General features: G+C 67.3%; 18 protein-coding genes. 8 read left to right on the forward strand and 10 right to left on the reverse strand.

Going from position 1 to position 23,617, the window contains the following annotated elements:
- Positions 1–263 precede the first annotated feature (263 nt).
- The 3 genes from TSH20_RS21845 to TSH20_RS21855 form a co-directional block, all read right to left on the reverse strand.
- Entirely contained in the window at positions 264–1,310 is a 1,047-nt protein-coding gene (locus tag TSH20_RS21845) for an ABC transporter substrate-binding protein (RefSeq protein WP_109156644.1), read from the reverse strand.
- A 68-nt stretch (positions 1,311–1,378) separates the two neighbouring features.
- Complete coding sequence (locus TSH20_RS21850) at positions 1,379–2,488, reverse strand: ABC transporter ATP-binding protein (RefSeq protein ID WP_109156645.1); 1,110 nt, start codon at positions 2,486–2,488, stop codon at positions 1,379–1,381.
- Between the two features lie 313 nt (positions 2,489–2,801).
- Complete coding sequence (locus TSH20_RS21855; protein ID WP_109156646.1) at positions 2,802–3,908, reverse strand: TRAP transporter substrate-binding protein; 1,107 nt, start codon at positions 3,906–3,908, stop codon at positions 2,802–2,804.
- Positions 3,909–4,365: 457 nt separating this feature from the next.
- Between TSH20_RS21855 and TSH20_RS21860 the strand changes: the two genes are divergently transcribed.
- A complete protein-coding gene (locus TSH20_RS21860; protein WP_109156647.1) occupies positions 4,366–6,051 on the forward strand; it encodes a GGDEF domain-containing protein in 1,686 nt (561 codons plus the stop codon).
- On the opposite strand, the gene TSH20_RS21865 is transcribed toward TSH20_RS21860, so the two are convergent.
- The 3 genes from TSH20_RS21865 to TSH20_RS21875 form a co-directional block, all read right to left on the reverse strand.
- Complete coding sequence (locus tag TSH20_RS21865; protein WP_109156648.1) at positions 6,048–7,127, reverse strand: putative zinc-binding peptidase; 1,080 nt, start codon at positions 7,125–7,127, stop codon at positions 6,048–6,050. The two genes, TSH20_RS21860 and TSH20_RS21865, sit on opposite strands and share 4 nt — an antisense overlap.
- Positions 7,128–7,191: 64 nt before the next feature.
- Complete coding sequence (gene glgX, locus TSH20_RS21870; RefSeq protein ID WP_109156649.1) at positions 7,192–9,528, reverse strand: glycogen debranching protein GlgX; 2,337 nt, start codon at positions 9,526–9,528, stop codon at positions 7,192–7,194.
- Positions 9,529–9,636: 108 nt separating this feature from the next.
- Positions 9,637–10,596, reverse strand: coding sequence for a LysR substrate-binding domain-containing protein (locus tag TSH20_RS21875; protein WP_109156650.1), 960 nt, complete (start codon positions 10,594–10,596; stop codon positions 9,637–9,639).
- A 138-nt stretch (positions 10,597–10,734) separates the two neighbouring features.
- Between TSH20_RS21875 and TSH20_RS21880 the strand changes: the two genes are divergently transcribed.
- The 6 genes from TSH20_RS21880 to TSH20_RS21905 all read left to right on the forward strand — a co-directional run bounded on the left by TSH20_RS21880 (position 10,735) and on the right by TSH20_RS21905 (position 16,908).
- A complete protein-coding gene (locus TSH20_RS21880) occupies positions 10,735–12,186 on the forward strand; it encodes a catalase (RefSeq protein ID WP_109156651.1) in 1,452 nt (483 codons plus the stop codon).
- Between the two features lie 247 nt (positions 12,187–12,433).
- Positions 12,434–13,057 (forward strand): hypothetical protein, encoded by a 624-nt coding sequence (locus TSH20_RS21885; protein WP_146205402.1) that lies wholly within the window; start codon positions 12,434–12,436, stop codon positions 13,055–13,057.
- A gap of 117 nt (positions 13,058–13,174) precedes the next feature.
- A complete protein-coding gene (locus tag TSH20_RS21890) occupies positions 13,175–13,633 on the forward strand; it encodes a hypothetical protein (protein ID WP_109156653.1) in 459 nt (152 codons plus the stop codon).
- A gap of 217 nt (positions 13,634–13,850) precedes the next feature.
- The gene (locus tag TSH20_RS21895) at positions 13,851–14,921 is read left to right on the forward strand and encodes a transglycosylase SLT domain-containing protein (protein ID WP_109156654.1); all 1,071 of its coding nucleotides are present in this window, start codon (positions 13,851–13,853) and stop codon (positions 14,919–14,921) included.
- A 110-nt stretch (positions 14,922–15,031) separates the two neighbouring features.
- A complete protein-coding gene (locus TSH20_RS21900) occupies positions 15,032–15,517 on the forward strand; it encodes a hypothetical protein (protein WP_109156655.1) in 486 nt (161 codons plus the stop codon).
- Entirely contained in the window at positions 15,514–16,908 is a 1,395-nt protein-coding gene (locus tag TSH20_RS21905) for a GAF domain-containing protein (RefSeq protein WP_109156656.1), read from the forward strand. The genes TSH20_RS21900 and TSH20_RS21905 overlap by 4 nt, the downstream gene beginning before the upstream one ends.
- A gap of 19 nt (positions 16,909–16,927) precedes the next feature.
- Here the strand turns inward: TSH20_RS21905 and TSH20_RS21910 are convergent, their stop codons facing one another.
- Positions 16,928–17,953, reverse strand: coding sequence for a hypothetical protein (locus TSH20_RS21910; RefSeq protein ID WP_109156657.1), 1,026 nt, complete (start codon positions 17,951–17,953; stop codon positions 16,928–16,930).
- Between the two features lie 202 nt (positions 17,954–18,155).
- Between TSH20_RS21910 and TSH20_RS21915 the strand changes: the two genes are divergently transcribed.
- The gene (locus TSH20_RS21915; RefSeq protein WP_109156658.1) at positions 18,156–19,484 is read left to right on the forward strand and encodes a GH1 family beta-glucosidase; all 1,329 of its coding nucleotides are present in this window, start codon (positions 18,156–18,158) and stop codon (positions 19,482–19,484) included.
- A 181-nt stretch (positions 19,485–19,665) separates the two neighbouring features.
- On the opposite strand, the gene hutU is transcribed toward TSH20_RS21915, so the two are convergent.
- The 3 genes from hutU to hutI all read right to left on the reverse strand — a co-directional run bounded on the left by hutU (position 19,666) and on the right by hutI (position 23,482).
- Complete coding sequence (gene hutU / locus TSH20_RS21920) at positions 19,666–21,348, reverse strand: urocanate hydratase (RefSeq protein ID WP_109156659.1); 1,683 nt, start codon at positions 21,346–21,348, stop codon at positions 19,666–19,668.
- Positions 21,349–21,509: 161 nt separating this feature from the next.
- Entirely contained in the window at positions 21,510–22,238 is a 729-nt protein-coding gene (gene hutC, locus TSH20_RS21930) for a histidine utilization repressor (RefSeq protein WP_109156660.1), read from the reverse strand.
- Entirely contained in the window at positions 22,235–23,482 is a 1,248-nt protein-coding gene (hutI, locus tag TSH20_RS21935; RefSeq protein ID WP_109492983.1) for an imidazolonepropionase, read from the reverse strand. The genes hutC and hutI overlap by 4 nt, the downstream gene beginning before the upstream one ends.
- Between the last annotated feature and the right edge of the window lie 135 nt (positions 23,483–23,617).

Raw genomic sequence — 23,617 nt, forward strand, 5'->3', positions numbered from 1 at the left:
CCATCCCCCCCCCCCCCCCCCCCGGGGAGAGGGTTAGGGTGAGGGGGACGCGAGGCGTCCAGTCACCGAAGGGCGGGAAGTGATCCGCCAAAAAACTGAAGTGGGAAGCACATTTCGGCCCGATGTGTGCCGCTGTGCGTCCCCCTCACCCCGCCCCTCTCCCCGCTTTCGGCGGACCGGAGGTCCGCCTGTCGCGTCAGCGCAAACAAAGTTTGCGCGTGAGCGGGGGGAGAGGGGGTTTTCTGGGGTGTCGCTGGGTAAGCTTACTTCGCCGCCCACTTGTTGAAGCGTTCGGTCAGGCGGTCGATGTTCTCCAGCCAGAAGTCGGTGTTGATCTCGATCGCGTTCTTCATGTTGTCCGGCGCGGTCGGCAGGTCGGCCAGAACGGCCTTCGGCAGCAGCGACGGGGCCTTCTTGTTCGACGTGCCGTAGGCGATGCCTTCGGACAGCTTGGCCTGGTTCTCCGCCTTGCCGACGAAGTTCAGGAACTTGTAGGCGGCGTCCTGGTTCGGGCTGCCCTTCAGGATCACCCAGCTGTCGATGGTGTAGAGCGCGCCGTTCCACACCATGCCGAAGTTCTTCTTCTCGTTCTTGTTGGCGGCGTCGATGCGGCCGTTGTAGACCGAGGTCATCGCCACTTCGCCCGAGGCCAGCAGCTGCGGCGGCTGGGCGCCGGCCTTCCACCAGACGATGTCGTTCTTGATGGTGTCGAGCTTCTTGAAGGCGCGGTCGATACCGGCCTCGGTGCCCAACACCTTGTAGACGTCGGCCGGGGCCACGCCGTCGGCCATCAGCGCGATTTCCAGCGTGGTCTTGGCGCCCTGGCGCAGGCCGCGCTTGCCCGGGAACTTCTTGGTGTCGAAGAAATCGGCCCAGCTCTTCGGCGCGTCCTTCAGCTTGTCCTTGTCGTAGCCGAGCACGAAGTCATAGACGATGGCGCCGACGCCGCAGGGATTGACCGTGGCCGGCAGATAGATGTCCTCGCCGCCGATCTTGGAGTAGTTGATCTTCTCGTACAGGCCCTCGTCGCAGCCCAGCGCCAGTTCCTCGCTCTCGACCTGGACCACGTCCCAGGTGGAGGCGCCGCCCTGGACCTTGGCGCGCAGGACGCCGACGCCGCCGTCCCAGGATTCGTCGTTCATCGGGGTGCCGGTCTCCTTGAACGGACCGAAATACACCTTCTTCTGGACGTCCTGATAGGCGCCGCCCCACGACACGACGGTCAGGTCGCGGGCGCTTGCGGCCGAAGCCAGGGCCGTGAGGGCGGTGAAGGTCGCAGCGAAACCGAGAGCCACCTTAATCTTCGACATGATTCCCCGTCCTTATTCGTCGTGGTTGTTGTTGCTGAAAGGCATCCTGGCGCCGAGGAACCACGTCCTCAGACCGGATCGAGCGCCCGGCAGTCCTCCGGGCGGAACGCGATGTAGACATTCTGGCCCGGCGCAAGACCGGCATAGGAGCCGGCCGGCAGCTTGACCATGAATTCCGGGTTGGCCGGCGTGTTCAGCACCGCCAGCGTGTGGTCGCCGAGATAGATCAGGTCGGTCAGCGTCGCCGGCAGCCGGTTCATGTCGCTGTCGCCGCTGTCGCCGGTTTCGATGGCGACGCGCTCCGGCCGGAGCGACAGCGAGGTGCGGTTGCCGGCGCCGCCGATGTTCACCGCCTGCGCCACCACGGACCCGCCGGCATCGAGCCTCACCCGCGCCCAGCCCTGTTCGATATTTTCGACAACGCCGCTCAGGACATTGTTCTCGCCGATGAAGTTGGCGACGAAGCTGTTCACCGGCCGCTCGTACAGCGCATCCGGCCTGTCGATCTGCTGGACGATGCCGTCGTTGAAGACCGCGATGCGGTCGGACATCGTCAGCGCCTCCCCCTGGTCGTGGGTGACGTAGACGACGGTCAGGCCCATCGTCTCGTGCAGGCGCTTGATCTCCAGCTGCATATGCTCGCGCAGGCGCTTGTCGAGCGCGCCCAGCGGCTCGTCCATCAGCACCAGCGCCGGGTTGAAGACCAGGGCGCGGGCGAGCGCCACGCGCTGCTGCTGGCCGCCCGACAGCTGACCGGGATGGCGGCCGGCGAGGTTGCCGAGCTTGATCATGTCGAGCGCGGCCCGAACCCGCTCCTTCACCTCCGCCTTCGGAACGCCGCGCACCGACAGCGGGAAGGCGACGTTTTCCTCGATCGTCAGGTGGGGGAACAGGGCGTAGTTCTGGAAGACCATGCCGATGTCGCGCTTGTGCGGCGGCGTGTTCTTGATCGGCCGGTCGCCGATGAAGATGTCGCCATGGGTCGGCACCTCGAACCCGGCCAGCATCATCAGCGTGGTGGTCTTGCCCGACCCCGACGGCCCCAGCAGCGTCAGGAATTCGCCCTTGCGAATGTCGAGATCGAGGCTTTTCACCACGAGATGCTCGCCATCGTAGGTCTTCTGCACCCCGGAAAAGCGCACCAGGGTATCTGTCGTCGCGATCATCCCGCCGTCCATCCGTCCGCTCCCGTCACAGGCGACCTGGATCCGGGTACGCCACCCCGGTCCGGTCCGTCTTTCTGACCCTGACGGTACCACGCGTTTAAGAAAATAGACAAGAGGAATGACTATGTCGTGATCAATTCAACGCTTTGCTGAAATTTTGTGCAACTGCGAAGGCAATGCCCACGCTTAGACCGGCAGTGTGCTCCATTCGCGTGCGATTGAGAAGACCAATGATCGAGATTGCGGACAGAAAGACCTGAAAAAATCAGCCTTTTCAACGAAAGGCGGGGCGAATCGCCGCAGGCGGTCCGCCCCGCGACGCGACTCAGCGCTGCTGCGCCGACTGGCTGTAGACGAAGCTGTCGAAGCCGTTCTCGGCGACGCGGAACCACAGCCGCTCCTGCTCCAGGAAGGGCTTCCAGCCGTCATAGACCTTCTTGAAGCGCGGGTTGCCGGCGGCGAGCTTGTCGTAAAATTCGAACGCCGCCTTCTCGCAGGCCTGCATCATGTCGCGCGGGAAGGGGCGCAGCACGGCGCCGCCGCCGACCAACCGCTTCAGCGCCGAGGCGTTCAGCGTGTCGTACTTGGCGATCATCCAACTGTTGGCTTCCCAGCAGGCCTGTTCCAGGATGGTCTGGTAGGATTTCGGCAGCTGTTCCCAGGCCTGCATGTTGAACATCAGCGGGATCTGGGCCGAACCCTCCCACCAGCCGGGGTAGTAGTAGTATTTGGCGACCTTGTGGAAGCCCAGCTTCTCGTCGTCATAGGGACCGACGAACTCCGCCGCGTCGATGGTGCCGCGTTCCAGCGCCGGATAGATGTCGCCGCCGCCGAGCTGCTGCGGCACCAGACCGAAGGGCGTCAGGATCTGGCCGACCAGACCGCCGATGCGCATCTTCAGCCCCTTCAGATCCTCCAGGCTCTTGATCTCCTTGCGGAACCAGCCGCCCATCTGGGCGCCGGTGTTGCCGGCGGGGATGTGGTGGATGTTGTAATCCTTGAACACCTCCCGCATCAGCTCCAGACCGCCGCCATGCATCATCCAGGCGATGTGCTGGCGCGTGTTCAGGCCGAAGGGCATGGCGGTGTCGAAGCAGAAGGTCGGATCCTTGCCGACATAGAAATAGGCCGCCGACTGGCCGCACTCGACCGTGCCGTTCTGCACCGCGTCCAGCACCTGCAGCGCCGGGACGATCTCGCCCGCCGCGAAGGTGCGGATCTGGAACTTGCCGTCGGTGGCGTCGGACACCCGCTTGGCGATGAACTCCGCCGCGCCATAGATGGTGTCGAGACTCTTGGGATAGCTCGACGCCATGCGCCACTTGATCTCCGGCTGGGAGGTCTGGGCGATGGCCGGAGCCGCGATGGTCGCGGCGGTTCCGGCGGCGGCAATGCCGACACCGGCGCTGGAGAGGAACGCACGCCGTTTCATGATGAGGAGTCTTCCCGGCTGTCTGGTTCGTTGGGCTGACATGATAGCGCAACCAACCGTTTGGGGAATCCCCCTTCCGCCGGGGCAACACCGATATTGGCGAAGATTCTTGCGGCTGAAACGAAAAATCCAGCCACATCGGGCTGGATTTTCGGCGACGCAGCATTATTTGTTTTTTCGATCGCCTTTCAGGCGTTTCCTCCCTAAACTCGGGCCGCGGCTGTATAGCTAGCGGCCTTTTCTCTTTTACGCAATATGCTGAAAGTCAGCTTCGCAAACTTTTTTGGCTGACGTACGTCCGGGACGTGCTGGAAGTTCGGCAATTTTCCCTTTTACATTGTAAATGCATCGCTTCGGTTCCGCTTGACCCTTTATAAAGGGCTGGGATGATACAGTGTCTGCACTGATCGTCTCCCACCCGGCTCGGCCGGCGCCGCTTGATAAGGATCTTGCCACGATGTCGCCCCTTGGACAGCCAAGCGGCCGGACCGCCGGACACCATGTCGCCACCATCCGTGTTCCGCGCCGGGCCTTCGGCCTGCGGATGACCGTGGCCGTCACCGTCGCCGTGCTGCTGCTCGGGTCGACTCTGGTGAAGGGGCTGGTCGTCGGCAATGGCGCGGCCGACGCGCTGGCGAAGGAGATCGGCAATTCGATGACCGGGCTGGCGCAATCGCTGGCGCGGCAGCTCGATCTGACCATGTGGGCGCGCGCCAACCAGATCGCCGCGCTGTCACGGATCGACGCGCTGAAGGACCCGGCGGTGGCGCAATCGACCATCGACGAGCTGAAGCGCCGCGACCCGACCATCGCCTGGATCGGCATGACCAACGCCGACGGGCGGGTGGTGGCGGCCTCCAACGGGCTGCTGCTGGGGGCCGACATCGCCAGCCGCCCGGTCCATCAGGAAGGCATGAAGGGCCTGTTCGTCGGCGACGTGCACGAGGCGGTGGCCCTGCGTGGCAAGGTGCCGTACCTGAAGGGCGAAACACCGAAATTCGTCGACGTGTCGGCCCCGCTGCAGAAGGCGGACGGCACCACGGTCGGCGTGCTGGCCGCCCATTACAGCTGGGAATGGGCCCACGCCTCGATCCGGCAGCTGATCGAGCCCTTGTCCGACCGCAAGGGGCTGACGCTCTACATCCTGTCGGCCGACGGCACCGTGCTGATCGGTCCCGATTCGGCGGTCGGCAAGCCCCTGCCGGTGCCGACGCTGACCGCCAAGCTGCGCGACGGCTGGAGCAGCGAGGTCTGGCCCGACGGCGTCACCTATGTCACCGGCGTGGCCCACGGCAAGGGGCTGCACGATTACGCCGGGCTGGGTTGGACCGTCGTCGCCCGCCAGCCGGCCGATATCGTCTATGCCGAAACCGACCGCCTGCGGCTGACGATCATCGGGTCCGGCGCGGTGCTGGCCCTGCTGTTCAGCTGCATCGGCTGGTTCGCCGCCGGACGCATCGCCCGGCCGCTGGGCGCCATCGCCGACGCCGCCGAGCGCATCGGCAAGGGCGAGCGCGGCGTGGCGATCCCCGATGTCGGCGGTGCGGCGGAGATCCGCCGGCTGTCGGTGGCGCTGCGGGAGATGGTGGACAGCCTGACCAACAAGGACGTCGCCCTGATGCGGCTGGAGGACATCGCCTACGAGGACCGGCTGACCGCGCTGCCGAACCGGCGTTACTTCGAACAGTATGTCGAGGCGTCGACCGGCGGCGGCGGCGGATCGGCGACGGTGATGTACATCGACCTGGACGGTTTCAAGCCGGTGAACGACCGGCTGGGCCACGATGCCGGCGACGCCGTGCTGCGCCAGATCGGCGGCCGGCTGGCCAGCATCTTCCGCGACGACGACGTGGTCGCCCGGCTGGGCGGCGACGAATTCGCCGCCGTGCTTCCCCGCCGCGCCGACCGCCCGGCTCCCGACACCGAGGAACTGGCGGCGCGCATCATCGCCGCCGTCAACGAGCCGGTGTCGTTCAACGGCGAGACGGTCCGCGTCGGCTGTTCCATCGGCATCGCCTCCTGGCCGGAGGACGACAGCGACATGGCGACGGTGATGCGCCATGCCGACTCCGCGCTCTACAAGGCCAAGCGCGACGGCCGCAACCGCGCGGTGCGCTGGGTGCGGACGGTTGTGGGGGTCTAACGTCCCTCCAGCCCCCGCACCATCCCGTTCATGAAGCCCAGCTTTTCGATCACTGCGGCCGACAGGATGAAGGGGTACAGGTCCGGCTGGCCCATGCTGCGGTTCAGGCTGTTCACCGCGTAGGTCAGCGGCAGCCAAAGGTCGATCAGATCCTCGATCCGCCGGGCCTTGTGGGGGTTGAAGTCGACCTCCGCCTCCAGTTCCGCCCCTTCGGTGATGCGTGGGCGAACCCGCAGACCGAAGGCGCGGGCCGTTTCCAGCGTGTCGACGATGTGCAGGTAGTGCGCCCAGGTCTCGGCGAAATCCTCCCACGGGTGGGCGGTGGCATAGGTGCTGACGAAATTCGCCTGCCAGTCGGCCGGGGCGCCGTCGGCGTAATGGCGCTTCAGCGCCTCGCCATAATCCTGCCGTTCGTCGCCGAACAGGGCGCGGAAGCGCTCCAGCAGCGCCGGGTCGTCGCGCACCAGCCGGTCCCAGATGTAATGACCGCTCTCGTGGCGGAAATGGCCGAGCAGCGTGCGGTAGGGCTCGCCCATCTCGGTGCGGCGCTTCTCGCGCTCGGCATCGTCGGCCTCGGCGACGTTGATGGTGATCAGGCCGTTGGCATGGCCGGTCAGCACCGGCGTCACCGTGCCGTCGGCGGCGACGGTGTCGGTCAGGAAGTCGAAGGCGAGACCTTCCTCCGGGTTGTCGATCCGGCTCTGCAGGGGCAGCTTCAGGTTGGTCAGGGTGTAGAACAGGTGATGCTTCGCCAACTCCAACTTGCGCCAGCGCGTGAGGTTGGCGGTGTCGGACAGGTCGGGTATGGTGCGATTGTGCCGGCAGGCGGCGCAGTGGGTGTCGGCGGAGTCGGCCGGCAGCATCCAGTTGCAGGCGTCGAGATCCGCATTCGCACAGAACTTGTAGAGCGGTTCGCTGGTGGCGAGCGCGCTCCACACCCCGTCATGGTCGGTGGGGTCGAGCGCCGACAGCGTCCCCACATCCGGCAGATAGCCGAGCCGGTGCCCGCAGCGCTCGCACAGCGTGTTCTCGAAATAGAGCGGCTGGTGGCAGTTCTGGCATTCGAAGAGTTTCATGGCGGGGGATCCGGAAGCCGGAGAATCCCCTCTCCCCGGGGGGAGAGGGGGATTAGGAGATAGGTCAGGTGGGTTTCTTCGCGGGCGCTTCGCTCTTCACCGGCGCAGGCTCCGCCACCGCTTCGGCCTTCACCGGTTCCTTCACCTCCACCGGTTCCGCCGGCTTCTCCTCTTCCGTGGTCTCCTCGCCATAGGACGACACCGCGGTCGGGCTCTCGGCGACGCTGCGGAGCGCGCGGGCGGCGCGGCGCAGCGCGAAGGAGGTCTTGCCTTCCGGTTCCAGGGCCAGCAGCAGCAGCGACCGGCCGGTGACGATGTAGCCTTCGCCGGTGTTGACGCGCGGCACCTCGTCGGGGTCGGGCAGGTTGGTGTCGAGCAGACAGCGCCAGACGCTGCCGCCGGTCACCTCCGGCAGGGTGAACTCCACCACGTCATGGTGGGCGTTGATGACCAGCAGCAGGGTGGCGTCCATCGCCGGGCGCTTGATGCCGCTGGCCTGCCCGCGGCCGTCGAGCAGCATGCCCAGGCAACGGGCATTGCCGTCGTGCCAATGGCTCTCGTCCATCTCGTCGCCGGCCGGGGTCAGCCAGGTGACGTCCTTCACGTCGAACTCGGCATTGTATTCACCGGACAGGAAGCGGCCGCGGCGCAGCATGGGGAAGGACTGGCGAACCGCGACGACGCGGCGGACGAACTCGATCAGAGCCTGCCCGTCCTCGTCGATGCCGTCCCACTTCAGCCACGCCGTCTCGTTGTCCTGGCAATAGGCGTTGTTGTTGCCGTGCTGGGTGTTGCCGAACTCGTCGCCGGCCAGCAGCATCGGCGAGCCCTGAGACAGCAGCAGCGTCGCCAGCATGTTGCGCTTCTGCCGTTCACGGAGCGCCTTGATCTCCGGATCGTCGGTCGGCCCCTCCACCCCATGGTTCCAGGACAGATTGTGGGAGTGGCCGTCGTTGTTGCCCTCGCCGTTCGCCTCGTTGTGCTTGTCGTTGTAGGAAACGAGGTCGTTCAGCGTGTAGCCGTCATGGGCGGTGATGAAGTTCACGCTGGCCCAGGGCTTGCGCCCGCGCTTGTCGAACAGGTCGGCAGAGCCGCAGAGCCGCGGCGCCACCTCCGGCAGCTTGCCCTCGTCGCCCTTCCAGAAGGCGCGGACGGTGTCGCGGTAACGGTCGTTCCACTCCGCCCAGCCCGGCGGGAAGTTGCCGACCTGATAGCCGCCGGGGCCGCAGTCCCACGGCTCGGCGATCAGCTTGACGCTGTTGAGGATCGGGTCCTGCAGGCAGCTGTCGAGGAAGCCGCCGCCCTCGTCGAAGCCGTAGGGTTCGCGGCCGAGGATGGTGGCGAGGTCGAAGCGGAAGCCGTCGACATGCATCTCCGTCGCCCAATAGCGCAGGCTGTCGGTGACCATCTGCAGCACGCGCGGGTGGCTGAGATTGACGGTGTTCCCGGTCCCCGTCTCGTTGATGTAGTAGCGCTGCTGGTCCGGGATCAGGCGGTAGTAGGAGGCGTTGTCGATGCCCTTGAAGGACAGCGTTGGCCCGCGTTCATTGCCCTCGGCCGTGTGGTTGTAGACGACGTCGAGGATCACCTCCAGCCCGGCATTGTGGAGATGCGCCACCATCTCCTTGAATTCCTTGATGGCGTTGCCCGACGCGGCATAGCGCGGTTCCGGCGCGAAGAAGCCGATGGAGTTGTAGCCCCAGTAGTTGGCCAGCCCCTTGTCGACCAGATGCTGGTCCTGGACGAAGGCATGGACCGGCAGAAGCTCCACCGAGGTGACGCCGAGCGACTTGATGTAGTCGACCACCTCCTTCACCGCCATGCCGCCATAGGTGCCGCGCAGGCTGTCGGGCACCGCCGGGTGCAGCTTGGTGAAGCCCTTCACATGGGTTTCGTAGAAGATGGTGCGGTCCCAGGCGGTGCCGGGCTTGTGGTCGCGGCCCCAGGTGAAGGCCGGGTCGATCACCTTGCATTTCGGCATGAAGGGCGCGCTGTCGCGCTCGTCATAGGTCAGGTCGTCGCCCGATTCCATCACATAGCCGAAATGGGCCGGGTTCCAGCGGATCTCGCCGACCAGCTCCTTGGCATAGGGGTCGAGCAGAAGCTTGTTCGGGTTGAAGCGGTGGCCGTTCTCCGGCTCGTAGGGGCCGTACACGCGGTAGCCGTAGAGCAGGCCGGGACGGGCGTCCGGCAGGTAACCGTGCCAGATCTCGTTGGTGAATTCGGGAAGCTCGATGCGCTCAAGCTCCTCCTCGCCGCTTTCATCGAACAGACACAGTTCGACCTTCGTCGCGTTGGCGGAAAACAGCGCGAAGTTGACGCCGAGCCCGTCCCAGGTCGCGCCCAACGGAAAGGGCAATCCTTCACCGAGCCGTGTCGCTTGTTTCAGGATATTCGCCATGATCGCCCGTTTCTCCGCCTGTATCGAAAGTCGCACCCGTCCCCTGAACAGTGAGGAGAGCGGGCGGAGCCTTCAACCCGGCCGATGGGCGCTTGTTCCTTCCCCCCGTCAGTCATCTCTTTGGGATAGGGCGGGCTCCGTGCCGGCCGGCAGGTCGCGGCGCAACAAGTCTGCCAGTTGACGCAGGCCACGGTCGCGCGGGTCGCTGGCGCGCCAGACCAGACCGATGACGCGGCCGGGCGGATGCGGACCGTCGAAGGCACGGTATTCCACCAGCCCGCCGACCGTGGCGGCGCGGCCATCCTCCCCCTTGGCCGCCCCTTTGACCGCCAGGACCGGCATCAGCGTGCAGCCGGCCCCCGCCGCCACCATGTGGCGCAGCGTCTCCAGTCCGGTGGCATGGACGCCGCCGCCCCGCGCGCTGAGACCGCAGGCGGCCAGTGCCTGATCGCGCAGGCAGTGCCCCTCCTCCAGCAGCAGAAGCTCCGCCGGGTCGAGGTCGCTCAGCGACAGGCCGGGTATGGCGCAGAGACGGTGGCCGGCAGGATGGGCGAGCAGGAACGGCTCGAAGAACAGCGGTTCGGCCGCCAGCCCGTCGCCCTCCACCGGCAGGGCCAGCAGCACGGCGTCGAGCCGGCCGTCGCGCAATTCCTCCAGCAGGCTGTCGGTGCGGCCTTCCGACAGGATCAGGGTCAGGTCGGGCCAGGTCGTACGCAGCGCCGGCAGGATGTGGGGAAACAGGTAGGGGCCCAGCGTGTGGATCGCCGCCAGCCGCAGCCGGCCGGTCAGTGCCCCGTCCGACCCGTCGGCCAGCGTCAGAAGCCGCCGCGCCTCCTCCAGCACCACGCGGGCTTGCGCCACGATGGCCTCGCCGCGCAGGGTCAACAGGACCTTACGGCTGGTGCGTTCGAACAGCGACAGGCCAAGGGCTTCTTCCAGCTTGCGAATCTGGGCGCTCAGCGATGGCTGGCTGACGGCGCAGCGTTCGGCGGCGCGGCCGAAATGGCGCAGCTCGGCGACGGCGACGACATATTCCAGGTCACGCAGGGACAGGCCGGAGAGATTCATAGGTGGAGCCTATTGGTGCATTTCCTTCTATGTCTTGGATATATCGTTCAAGACGCCGGATAACCAGGGGCGAGACAATGATAGCGCACAGACAATGACGCCGCTTCAGGCGACACCGCCCCAACGAGGATGACCCGGATGAGCACCCTGACCACCAGCTTCGGCCAGCCCGTTCCCGACAACCAGAATTCGCTGAGCGCCGGGCCGCGCGGTCCGCTGCTGCTGCAGGATTTCCACCTGATCGAGAAGCTGGCCCACTTCAACCGCGAACGCATTCCGGAGCGCGTTGTGCATGCCAAGGGCGCCGGCGCCTACGGCACCTTCCGCGTCACCCGCGACGTGACGCAATGGACCAAGGCAGCCTTCCTGTCGACGGTCGGCAAGGAGACCGGCGTCTTCCTGCGCTTCTCCACCGTTGGCGGCGAAAAGGGCTCCGCCGATGCCGAGCGCGACCCGCGCGGCTTCGCGGTGAAGTTCTATACGGAGGAAGGCAACTACGATCTGGTCGGCAACAACACACCGGTCTTCTTCCTGCGCGATCCGCTGAAGTTCCCCGACTTCATCCACACCCAGAAGCGCAACCCGGCCACCAACCTGAAGGACCCCACCGCCGTGTGGGACTTCTTCTCGCTGTCACCGGAGACGATGCACCAGCTGACCATCCTGTTCAGCGACCGCGGCACCCCGCGCAGCCATCGCCACATGGACGGCTTCAGCAGCCACACCTTCTCGTGGATCAACGCGGCGAACGAACGCTTCTGGGTCAAGTACCATTTCAAGACCCGCCAGGGCATCGAGAACTTCACCGCCGAGCAGGCGACCGCGATGGCCGGCATCGACCCCGACCACGCCACCCGCGACCTGTACGCCTCGATCGAGGACGGCGATTTCCCGGCTTGGACCGTCTCGGTGCAGATCATGCCGGAGGCCGAGGCCGACGCCTACCGCATCAACCCGTTCGACCTGACCAAGGTGTGGCCTCATGCCGACTATCCGCTGATCGAGATCGGCGAGCTGGTGCTGAACCGCAATCCGGAGAATTTCTTCGCGGAGACCGAGCAGGCCGCCTTCAGCCCCGCCAGCGTGGTGCCCGGCATCTCCTTCAGCCCGGACAAGATGCTGCAGGGCCGGCTGTTCGCCTATGCCGACGCCCACCGCTACCGGCTGGGCGGCAACTACGCGCAGATCCCCGTGAACAAGCCGCAGGGCTGCCCGGTCCACAACTACCAGCGCGACGGCGCCATGCGGGTCGACGGCAACGGCGGCGGCCGGCCAAACTACGAGCCGAACAGCTTCGGCGGCCCGGCCCAGACCGGGGTTGCCAGCGAGCCGCCGCTGCGCATCAGCGGCGACGCCGCCGCCTATGACCACCGCGAAGGCAACGACGACTATGCCCAGTCCGGCGCGCTGTTCCGCCTGATCGGTGCCGAGGCTCAGGACCGCCTGATGGACAACATCGCCGGCAGCCTGGGCAAGGCCCCGCTGTTCATCCAGCAGCGCCAGCTGAAGCACTTCCTGGCCGCCGACCCCGCCTATGGCGAGGGCGTCGCCAAGCGGCTGGGCCTGACCGTGGCGCAGGCCGCGGAATGAGGTGAGTTTTCCGGTCCTTCCGCTGGAAAGCGGAGGGGCCGGCTTCGAGATGCCGCGCCCATCCCCGTGGGTGTCGGCATGGTTGCCGGCATCCAGCCGCGCATTTCCCCGACTGACTTGCAGCCCTCTTCCCGGCGACGGGGAGGGGGTCGTTTTTATTTCGTGATCTGCCGCAAGACTTTGGTTGACCGGCCGAACATTTCTTTGAGAGCATCCGCACAGCCGAAGGTCGAATGGAGTGCGGGAAATGCCAGTTAACAACGCGCCGAACGGAATGGTGGCGGAATCGAATTGCGCCGTCTGTGCCCTGGCCGGCCTGATGGACGAGAACTATGGAACCATCATGCAGGAACTGAACACGATTGTCGGCGGCAACGTCAACGCTCCGTTCAGTGGCGAGTTCGTTTCGCAAATCTTCGTCCGATATCAGGAAAAGAGAAACGGAACGAAGATCGACTCCGCCCGCTACATTCAGGGACAGGTCGAAGGGATTGTGAGCTATCTCCGCTCACGCGGTTGCCAGAACATCGTCGTGAACGGCTCGCAAGACAACCCATTGATGATCCCCGCCGCAGAGCATTTCATGAATGGATATCCGGATGGGGCCTACTTCCTTGTTCTTGTGGGAAAATACAACAGCGACTTCAAACAGATTATTGGTGCGCATTGGATCGCAGCTGTGCGCGATAATGGACAGCTAACCTATTTCGACTATCAGACCGATGTTCCTCTTGGCGCTGCGCAATTCAAAAGGACACATAACTTCCCGACGGGGTTTACCGGCGTCCACACGTCGAACCAGCCTTTGAGGCCGTTCTTCAAACCGGCCAAGGCTTCCGACCGCATGATCGTCGTAGCGTTTCGCGATTGAAGCCGACGGAGTGGGGTGCCCTCCCCCACCCGAATGGTGTGGTCTCCGCATGGGGGCAGACAAATCCTGTCGAGCCGTCCTAAAGTCCGCCTTCAGCGCGACAGCAATGATGACGGAATGGGACGGGACCGCGACACCGATAAATCCAGCAGCGAACGATCCACCAGCGCGCTGACCGGCAAGGGGCTGGATACCCTGCTGGCGGCGGCGGAGACGCTGCCGCATGCGCCGGAGGATGCGTGGCGACTCGACCTGCTGCGGGTGGCGCTGCGCATCGCCCGCTCCACCGAGGATCTGGCCGACCTGGAACGCGCCAACCTCGCCTTCAGGGCGCTGCCGCACCGGCTGCGCAACCCGCTGGTCGACCGCGCCGCTATGCTGGCCCGGCGCGAGGCGGAACGCGCCCAGATGGCCGAGGAGCCGGAGGAGGAGCCGAAAGCCGGCGGCCTGCTGGGCGGGCTGAGAGGCGGCTTGTTCGGGCGTGGCGGCAGCCGGCCAAGCCGCAAGACCGCCAAGGAACGGCTGATGCGCGAACTCACCACCCGCCGCGATCCCGACGACGATCGCGAGAGCTGATCGCCCTTTAAACCCAGGCAAGGGAAATCCCGGCATAGGCTGCGCCGGACGGCAGATACCCGGACGGCCGCTTGTCCGTCCGAAGGATTGGAAGCCCCCTCCCCTCCCGCGCTCTCCGGCCGCGTCGAAGGTCACAGCTGGGACGGTTTACGGCGGGCCGGGAATGTGCAAAGGTCTCTACCTCCAAATCGGGCTTATCCTAAAGTTGAACTGAACGATGACCGGGGGTTCCGTGCGTCGCCTGAAGCCGTTGCTGACCTGCGCCGCCTTGACCGCCCTGCTGAGCGCCTGCGCCAGCGGCGGGGGCACACATCGCGTCGCCTCGCCGGAGGAAATCGACGCGCATGTCGCGGAAGCCTCCAAGCGCTTCGACATGCCGGAGCTGTGGATCCGCGAGGTCATCCGCCAGGAAAGCGGCGGGCGCACCACCGTCAACGGCAAGCCCATCGTCAGCAAGGCCGGCGCCATGGGGCTGATGCAGGTGATGCCGGCGACCTATGACGAAATGCGGCGCAAGCACAATCTGGGCTCCGACCCCTTCGATCCGCATGACAACATCATCGCCGGCACCGCGTATCTGCGCGAGATGTACAACCTGTTCGGCGCGCCGGGCTTCCTTGGCGCCTACAACTGCGGTCCCGGCTGTTACGGCGACTATCTGGCCGGCAAGCGCGGCCTGCCGGGCGAGACGCGCCGCTACATCGCGTCGGTCGGGCCGCGGCTGAACCGCACCCCGGCGCCCAACGGCGCCGACATCGTGCTGGTCAGCGCGCCGTCGTCCGATTCGCCGCCGGATTACGGTTCGCCCTATGCCCGGCCGTCCTCCTCCTATTCGGCCCCGGTCAACCCGGCGCCTTCCTACACCCCTCCCGCCAGCAGCCGCCCGGCGGCGAGTCGGCCGCCGATCGCCGTGGCCGCCCTGCCGGCTCCTGCACCGACGCCGGCACCGGCGGTGCGGGTGGTAGCGCCCGATACCTCGACTCCGGATGCTCCGGCGCCGCGTCCGGTGGCGACGATGAGCGGGGCGGCGACCGCCGGCGGCGGGGTGTGGACGGTGCAGCTCGGCGCCTTCCGCTCGCCCGACGACAGCCAGCGCGTGATCGACCGCGCCCGCAATTCCATGCCGGTGCTGTCGCGTTCGCAACGGGTCGTCCAGGCGGTGGATACCCAGACCGGTCCGCTCTATCGCGCCCGCCTGTCCGGCCTGTCGCAGCAGGATGCCGCCAGCGCCTGCAGCGGACTGGTCAACATCGGCATGGCCTGTTTCGTGGTGGCACCGGGGGCCTGAACAGGCTCCGCCGCAAGCTTCGCCGATGGATGACGTCCTTCGGTTGGTTTGCCGCCGGGCCGGCGGCGGCGCTATGCTGACGGCTGGTCGGCAATGCGGAGCGGCGGAACATGCGGCAGGTGAGGGGTTTGGACGAGACGGTCCGGCACTTCCTGGACCGCAGCCTCAGCGTCAATGTTGCGACCAGTGACCGCGACGGGCGCCCGCTGGTGGCCAGAGCCGTGGCGGCGCGGGTGTCGCCGGGCGGCGAGCGGTTGACCGTGCTGATCGACGGGCGCGCCAACGCCGCGCTGGTCGCCGCCGTCGCCGAGACCGGGCGGCTGGCCGTGGTCTTCACCGAACCCAGCACCCACCGGTCCATTCAGATCAAGGACGACGCTGCCACCATGGTGGCGCCGACGGTGGAAGAGGCGGCGCTGCCCGGTCCCTACATCGACGGTTTCATCGCAGAGCTGGCCGGGATGGGATTCACGGAAGCCTTCGTCCGGGCGGTGATGGAGTTCGATCCGAGCGATCTGGTGGCGCTGCATCTGGACCCCGCCGCGGTCTTCGACCAGACGCCGGGACCAAAGGCCGGCGAGCGGATTCCGGCATGAACAGCCCCCTGCCCCAGAATGCTCTTACCCTGGACGCCATCCGGACCTGCCTGGAGGGCGTGATCCCCGGCACCATCGCCACGGCGGACGCCGAGGGAACGCCGAACGTGTCGCAGCTGTCGCAGGTCCATTACGTCGATCCAGGCCACATCGCCCTGTCCTATCAGTTCTTCAACAAGACGCGGGCCAACATCCTGGCCAATCCGGACGCCCAACTGGAGGTGATCGACCCGTCCACCGGGGCGCAGTACCGGCTGCGGCTGGCCTATCTGCGCACCGAGACGGACGGGCCGCTGTTCGAGAGCATGAAGGCGAAGCTGTCGGGCATCGCCTCCCATGTCGGGATGGCGGAGGTGTTCCGCTTGCGCGGCGCCGACCTGTTCCGGGTGGTGGCGATCGAGGCGGTCGCCGGCGGCCGTCCCCTGCCCGCCCCGGTCCGGCCGCGCAGCCTGTTGTCGGCGGTCCGGCGCGCCTGCGAGGGGTTGCGCGGCGCCGCAGACCTGTCCGACCTGCTCGACCGCGCCATCGCCGCCTTGCGCGATCTGTTCGGCGTGGAGCATGCGCTGATCCTGCTGCCCGACGCCGCCAGCGGCCGGCTGTTCACCGTCGCAGCGCTGGGCTATGAGGCCTCAAGCCGCGGCAGCGGCATCGGCTGGGAGGTGGCGCCCGGCGACGGGGTGATCGGCATGGCGGCGCGCGAGCGGGTGCCGATCCGCATCACCCACATGACCACCGACGTCGCCTACAGCATGGCGATGCGGGAGGGGACGGCAGCGGGCCTCTTGCGCGAGATCCCCTTCCCCGGTCTGGACCGGCCGCACAGCCAACTGGCAGTGCCGATCCTGGCGCATAACCCGGCGCATCAGGGGGCGTGCGGGGAGCATGGCGAACTGGCCGGCGTGTTGTTCGTGGAAAGCCCGCAGGAGATGCGCTTCACCTATGACGACGAGGACGCGCTGGCGACGCTGGCCGCGCAGCTGGGTGCGCTGATGCGCGGCCTGCCGCCGGCCCATGGCGCGGAGGCCGAAGAGGCGCCGGCTCCGGTTGCCGGAGCGCCGGCAATCGGCGATCCGATCACCGTGCGCCATTACGCCTGCGACGACAGCGTCTTCCTCGACCATGACTACCTGATCAAGGGGGTGGCCGGCGCCATCCTGTGGAAGCTGGTGCGCGACCACACCGCGCTGGGCCGCACCGACTTCACCAACCGCGAACTGCGGCTGGCGCCCGACATCCCGCTGCCCGACCTCGCCGAGAACCTGGAAGCGCGGCTGATCCTGCTGCAACGCCGGCTGGCCGACCGCCGCGGCCCCCTGCGCATCGAGAAGACCGGCCGGGGCCGTTTCCGCCTGCTGGTGGAAAGGCCCCTGCGGCTGGAGGAGATGAGTTGAGGGGGCTGCGGGAAGCGGATTACCCCTCGCTGACGCGGCGGCAGCGGCGCTTCATCAGGGCCAGCGCCTCTTCCGCCCGGTCACCGGTCAGGTCGAAGCTGCGCTCGTCCAGCAGCACGCCGTCGGAGTTGTAGGCGCGCACCTGCAGGCCCTCCGGCGTCTGCTCCGCCGTCACGTCGAGGATGCCGTCGCCGGTCTCGTTGCCGGCGATGTCGAGGAAGTCGTTGATCTCGTCGAAGCTGGCCACGGTGTCGTCCGGCCAGACGCCCTCGGCGGTGAAGTCCAGCAGGTCGTTCAGCCCACCGACCGGCTCGCAGCGCTTCACCCGCGGGTCGGCGGTGGCGACCGCCTCGGCGAAGGCGGCCATCGACTGGCGGATGCGCTCCTGCTCGATGGGGTCGATCTCCATCTCCTCGCCCTCGCCGGAGAATCCGAGGTTCAGCGGGTCGGGCATCGCCTCGCCCTCCCGCTCCTCATCCTCCTCGATCACCAGACCGACAACGCCGACGAGGCGGGTGCCGATATCGTCGGGGGCGGCGACCAGATCCTGCTCGCGCATGAAGGACTCGGCCGCCTCGGGCGAGTCGATCAGGCGGCGCAGCAGGGTGCGGCGGTCGGCGGCCTCAAGGTAGGACAGCGGTTCCGGATCGAGCCACAGCGGCAGCAGCCGCATGTCGGCGGCCTTTTCCAGCAGACCGGCCGAATCGAGCGCGCGTTCGATGGCGTCGACCGACGGCGGCTCGTCCAGCCGGCCGTCGACCTCCAGTGCCACCCAGAACAGGGTGGACAGGGTGGGGTCGCCATGCTCGTCGGTGCTCTGCGCCGTCTCGGAGAAGGCCTCGACCTCGTCCATGAAGTCGTAGCCTTCCTCCTCGCGCAGCTTGCCCAGGGCGGCTTCGATCACGCCCTGGCGGTTGCCGTCCAGCACCTCGTCCAGCAGGGCGCCGAAACGTTCGTCGTTGTTGCGCCACAGCCGGACCAGCCGGTCGGCCGGCGTCCCGCTGAACTGGCCGCCCTTGCCGTTGACTCCGTCCTTCTTCGCCATGATGCGCCCATCCCCTTTTTGAATTCGCTCGTCCGGTCGGCGTGACCATAGGAGCGCCACGCCGTCCTGTCGACCGCGATATGGTGACGCTTTACCCGACGGATGGTGGTGCCCCACGCCACCCGCTGCAGCGACGATTGGCCCCTTCCACCCGGACGGGAAAGGGGTAGGATCCAACCACTCTCCATTCGGGTGATCCGTCATGGCCGAACGTCCGGTTTTTCCCAAAGACTTCCTGTGGGGCGCTTCGACCTCCGCCTATCAGATCGAGGGCGGGGCCGAGGCCGATGGGCGGGCGCCCAGCATCTGGGACAGCTTCTGCAAGCTGAAGGGCCGGGTCGACAATGGCGAGAGCGGCGACGTCGCCTGCGACCATTACCACCTGATGCCGCAGGATGTGGACCTGATGGCGGATCTGGGCTTGCAGGCCTACCGCTTCTCCGTCTCCTGGCCGCGGGTGCTGCCGCGCGGTCGGGGGGCGCCGAACGAAAAGGGGCTGGATTTCTACGACCGGCTGATCGACCGGCTGCTGGAGAAGGGGATCGAGCCCTGGCTCTGCCTCTATCACTGGGACCTGCCGCAGGCCTTGCAGGATCTGGGCGGCTGGGGCACCCGCGACAGCATCGGCTGGTTCGCCGACTATGCCGCGCTGTGCGCGCGGCGCTATGGCGACCGGGTGAAGCGCTGGGCGACCTTCAACGAATTCTCGGTCTTCACCCTGTTCGGCTGGGCCTTCGGCTGGGGCGCGCCCAGCATCGCCGACCGCGCTGCCCACCTGAAGACGATCCACCACGTCAACCTCGCCCATGGCGCCGGGGTCGATGTGCTGAGGGCGCTGGTGCCGGGGGCCTCCATCGGCGCGGTGCACAGCGTGCAGCCGATGCGGCCGGAGACCGACAAGCCGGAGGATGTCGAGGCGGCGGCCCTGTTCGACGAGCATTGGAACCGCGCCTTCCCCGACGCGCAACTGCTGGCTCACTATCCGCGCCGCATCGCCGAGGCCATCGAGCCGTACGTCCAGCCCGGCGACATGGCGCGCATCGCCCGGCCGGTGGACTGGTTCGGACTGAACCACTACGCGCCGGTCTATGGTCGCCGGGACGACAGCCTGATCTGGGGCTTCGGCTTCGGCTCGCCGCCGCCGGGAATGAAGCGGACGGCCATCGACTGGCCCTATGACCCCGGCTGTTTCCGCGAGACGCTTGTCGACCTGACCCGGCGTTACCGGTTGCCGATCTACGTCACCGAGAACGGCTACGGCACCAAGGCGGCGGAGATGCCGGACGCCGAGGGCCGCGTGGTCGATGCGGAGCGGCTGGCCTACCTCCAGGCCTACATCGCCGCGATGGCGGAGGCGAAGGGGCTGGGCGCCGACGTGCGCGGCTATTTCGTCTGGTCGCTGCTGGACAATTTCGAATGGGGCGGCGGCTACGGCACCCGCTTCGGCATCGTCCGGGTCGATTTCGAAACCCAGGCGCGGATCCCGAAGGAGTCCGCGCGCTGGTATTCGGAGCTGATCCGACGGGCGTGAGGAAAATGCCCTTTCCCGCCCCGGGAGAGGGAGGGGACCCACGCCGCAGGCGTGGGGAGGGTGAGGGTGAGGTCAAGAATCAAGGAGCGCATGGTTCCTTGCGCAACCCTCACCCTTCCCATGCTCCGCATGGGCCCCTTCCCTCTCCCCGGGGGGAGAGGGAGAAGTCACGTCACCCGCTTTACTTCAGGAACGGCAGGTTCAGTCCCTGCTCCTTGGCGCACTCGATGGCGATGTCATAGCCGGCGTCGGCGTGGCGCATCACGCCGGTGGCCGGGTCGTTCCACAGCACGCGCTCGATCCGCTTGGCCGCGGCGTCGCTGCCGTCGCAGACGATGACCATGCCGGAATGCTGCGAGAAGCCCATGCCGACGCCGCCGCCATGGTGCAGGCTGACCCAGGTCGCCCCGCTGGCGGTGTTCAGCAGCGCGTTCAGCAGCGGCCAGTCCGACACGGCGTCGGTGCCGTCCTTCATCGCCTCGGTCTCGCGGTTCGGGCTGGCGACCGAGCCGCTGTCGAGATGGTCGCGGCCGATGACGATGGGGGCCTTCAGCTCGCCCGACTTCACCATCTCGTTGAAGGCGAGGCCCAGGCGGTGGCGCTGCCCCAGGCCAACCCAGCAGATGCGCGCCGGCAGGCCCTGGAACTGGATGCGCTTGGCCGCCATGTCGAGCCAGTTGTGCAGGTGCGGATCGTCGGGGATCAGCTCCTTCACCTTGGCGTCGGTCTTGCGGATGTCCTCCGGATCGCCGGACAGCGCCGCCCAGCGGAAGGGGCCGATGCCGCGGCAGAACAGCGGGCGGATATAGGCGGGGACGAAGCCGGGGAAGTCGAAAGCGTTCTCCAGCCCCTCCTCCTTCGCCATCTGCCGGATGTTGTTGCCGTAATCGACGGTCGGGATGCCCATGGCATGGAAGACCAGCATCGCCTCCACCTGCACCCGCATCGACTTGCGGGCGGCGGCGGCCACCGCGGCCGGCTGGCTTTCGCGGGCGCTTTCCCACTCCTCCAGCGTCCAGCCCTGCGGCAGGTAGCCGTTCACCGGATCGTGGGCGGAGGTCTGGTCGGTGACGATGTGCGGCCGGGCCTTGATGTCGGTGGCGGCGCGGCGCGCCAGTTCCGGGAAGACGTCGGCGGCGTTGCCGAGCAGGCCGACCGAGATCGCCTCGCCCTTCGCGCAGGCCTCGTTGATCCAGGCCAGCGCCTCGTCGAGGTCGGCGGTGTGGCGGTCGAGATAGCCGGTGCGGATGCGCATCTCGATGCTGCTGGGGCGGCATTCGACGGCGAGCATGCAGGCGCCGGCCATGGTGGCGGCCAGCGGCTGCGCCCCGCCCATGCCGCCGAGGCCGCCGGTCAGAATCCACTTGCCCTTCAGGTCGCCGTTGTAATGCTGGCGCCCGGCCTCGACGAAGGTCTCGTAGGTGCCCTGCACGATGCCCTGGCTGCCGATGTAGATCCAGCTGCCGGCGGTCATCTGGCCGTACATCGCCAGACCTTTGCGGTCCAGCTCGTTGAAATGTTCCCAGGTCGCCCAGCGCGGCACGAGGTTGGAGTTGGCGATCAGCACGCGCGGCGCGTCGGCATGGGTGCGGAAGACGCCGACCGGCTTGCCCGACTGGACCAGCAGGGTCTCGTCGTCGTTCAGCGTCTTCAGCGCCGAGACGATGCGGTCGAAGCTCTCCCAGTCGCGGGCGGCGCGGCCGATGCCGCCATAGACGACCAGTTCCTGCGGCCGTTCGGCAACGTCGGGATCGAGGTTGTTCATCAGCATGCGCATCGGCGCCTCGGCGAGCCAGCTCTTGCAGCTCAGTTCGGGGCCGTGCGGGGCACGGATGACGCGCTGGTTGTCGAGGCGGGATGACATGGGGGATGGCTCCTGGTGGGAGGGGATGCGTGTTGTGCTGACTCTTGCCCCCACCCCAACCCTCCCCCGCTGGGCGGGGGAGGGAGCAAGCGCTTGTACGGGAGGGTGGCGGCAGTCCCTCCCCCGCCCAGCGGGGGAGGTTAGGTGGGGGTCTAACGTTGCTAAGGCGGCGGCAGCTGGAAGCGCGCGCCCAGCCGATAGCGGCTGCCGGGATGGATCAGCATCGCCACCGTCACCACCCGCCCCCCGACCCACGTCCGGCGGGTCACGCGCAAACAAGGCTCGGTAACGGGGATGTCCAACAGCCGGGCGATCTCCGGCGTCGGCGACACCGCTTCGATGACGTGCTCGACCTGCGGCGAGGATTCCAGCCGGATCAGGTACTCACCCGGCGTCTGGCGGGTGAAGTCCTGGTCTAGATAGTCGGGCGCCACCGCCGGGTTGACCCAGCGTTCCTCCAGCTGCACCGGCACGTCGCTCTCGCTGTGGACGACGACGGAGTGGAACAGCCTCGCCCCGACCGGCAGATTGAAGCGCCGCGCCAACCCCGCATCGGCGGTAACCGCGAGCAATTGCTCCACCCGGCAGGAATGGACGTTGCCGCGCTCGGCGATCTCGTCGGCGATGCTGCGCAGTTCCACCACGTCGGTGCTGGGCGGCCGTTCGGCAACGAAGGTGCCCAGCCCCTGCACGCGGGTCAGCAGCCCCTCGTCGGTCAGGTCGCGCAGCGCGCGGTGGACCGTCATGCGGCTGACCGAGAATTCCTCCAGCAGCTTGTGCTCCGACGGGATCTGGAAGCCCTCCGGCCAGGCGCCGGAGCTGATCCGGCGGCGGATGGTCTCCTTGATTTGGGCGTAGCGCGGCTGGGCGGTGGAGATGACGTCGCTCATGCGGCCTCCACGCGGGGAGTACGAACCACCCCGCCGTTCACCACCGCCATGCAGGGGTTGAGGCCGATGGCGTAGGCCAGTTCCGCCGGATGCTCGATGCGCCAGACCGCCAGATCGGCGCGCAGGCCGGGCGCGATCACGCCGCGGTCGCTGAGGCCCAGCGCCTTCGCCGCATGGCGGGTGATGCCGGCCAGCGCCTCCGCCGGGGTCAGGCGGAAGAAGGTGCAGCCCATCGACAGCATCAGCAGAAGCGAGGTGACCGGAGAGGTGCCGGGGTTGTTGTCGGTGGACAGCGCGATCGGCACGCCATGGCGGCGCAGCAGGTCGATCGGCGGCAGCCTGGTCTCGCGCAGGGCGTAGAAGGCGCCGGGCAGCAGAACCGCCACCGTGCCGGCGTTGGCCATGGCGACGACGCCCTCCTCGTCCAGATGCTCGATATGGTCGGCCGACAGCCCGCCGAACTCCGCCACCAGCCGGGCGCCGCCGAGATTGCTCAGCTGTTCGGCATGCAGCTTCACCGGCAGGCCGAGACGCTTCGCCGTCTCGAACACCCGCCGGGTCTGGGTGACGGAGAAGCCGATCCCCTCACAGAAGGCGTCCACCGCATCGGCCAGCCCGGCTTCGGCGATGGCCGGCAGAGTCTCGGTGCAGATGCGGTCGATGTAGCCGTCGGCGTTCCCCTTGAACTCCGGCGGCAGGGCGTGGGCGCCGAGATAGGTCGTGCGGACCTCCACCGGGCGGACCTGGGCCAGCCGGCGGGCGACGCAGAGCATGCGGGTTTCGGTCTCGGTGTCGAGGCCATAGCCGGACTTCACCTCCACCGTGGTCACGCCCTCCGCCAGCAGGCTGTCCAGCCGCGGCAGGCTGGCGGCCAGAAGCTGGTCCTCCGTCGCGGCGCGGGTGGCGGTGACGGTGGACAGGATGCCGCCGCCGGCCCGCGCGATCTCCTCATAGGTGGCGCCGTTCAGCCGCATCTCGAACTCGCGGGCGCGGTTGCCGCCATAGACGAGGTGGGTGTGGCAGTCGATCAGGCCGGGGGTCATCCAGCCGCCCTGCCCCGAATGGACCTCGGTCGCCAGCGCGTCAGGCGCATCGGTGAGATTGGCGCGCGGACCGACATAAGCGATGCGGCCGTCCTTGATGCCAACCGCCGCATCGGCGATGGCGCCGTAACCGTCGGCATCACTCATGGTGGCGACGGACAGGTCGATCCACAGGGAATCCCACGGCGCGCTGGTCGGCATCTTCGGTTCCTTCCTACTCGGTCCAGTCCCCTCTCCCCCCCGGGGAGAGGGTTAGGGTGAGGGGGACGCGTGGCGGCCCTTTACCAAAAATCCTTCCTGTGCATCCCCCTCACCCCGACCCTCTCCCCGGGGGGG

This window comes from Azospirillum sp. TSH20 (assembly GCF_003115935.1).
Classification (GTDB): domain Bacteria; phylum Pseudomonadota; class Alphaproteobacteria; order Azospirillales; family Azospirillaceae; genus Azospirillum.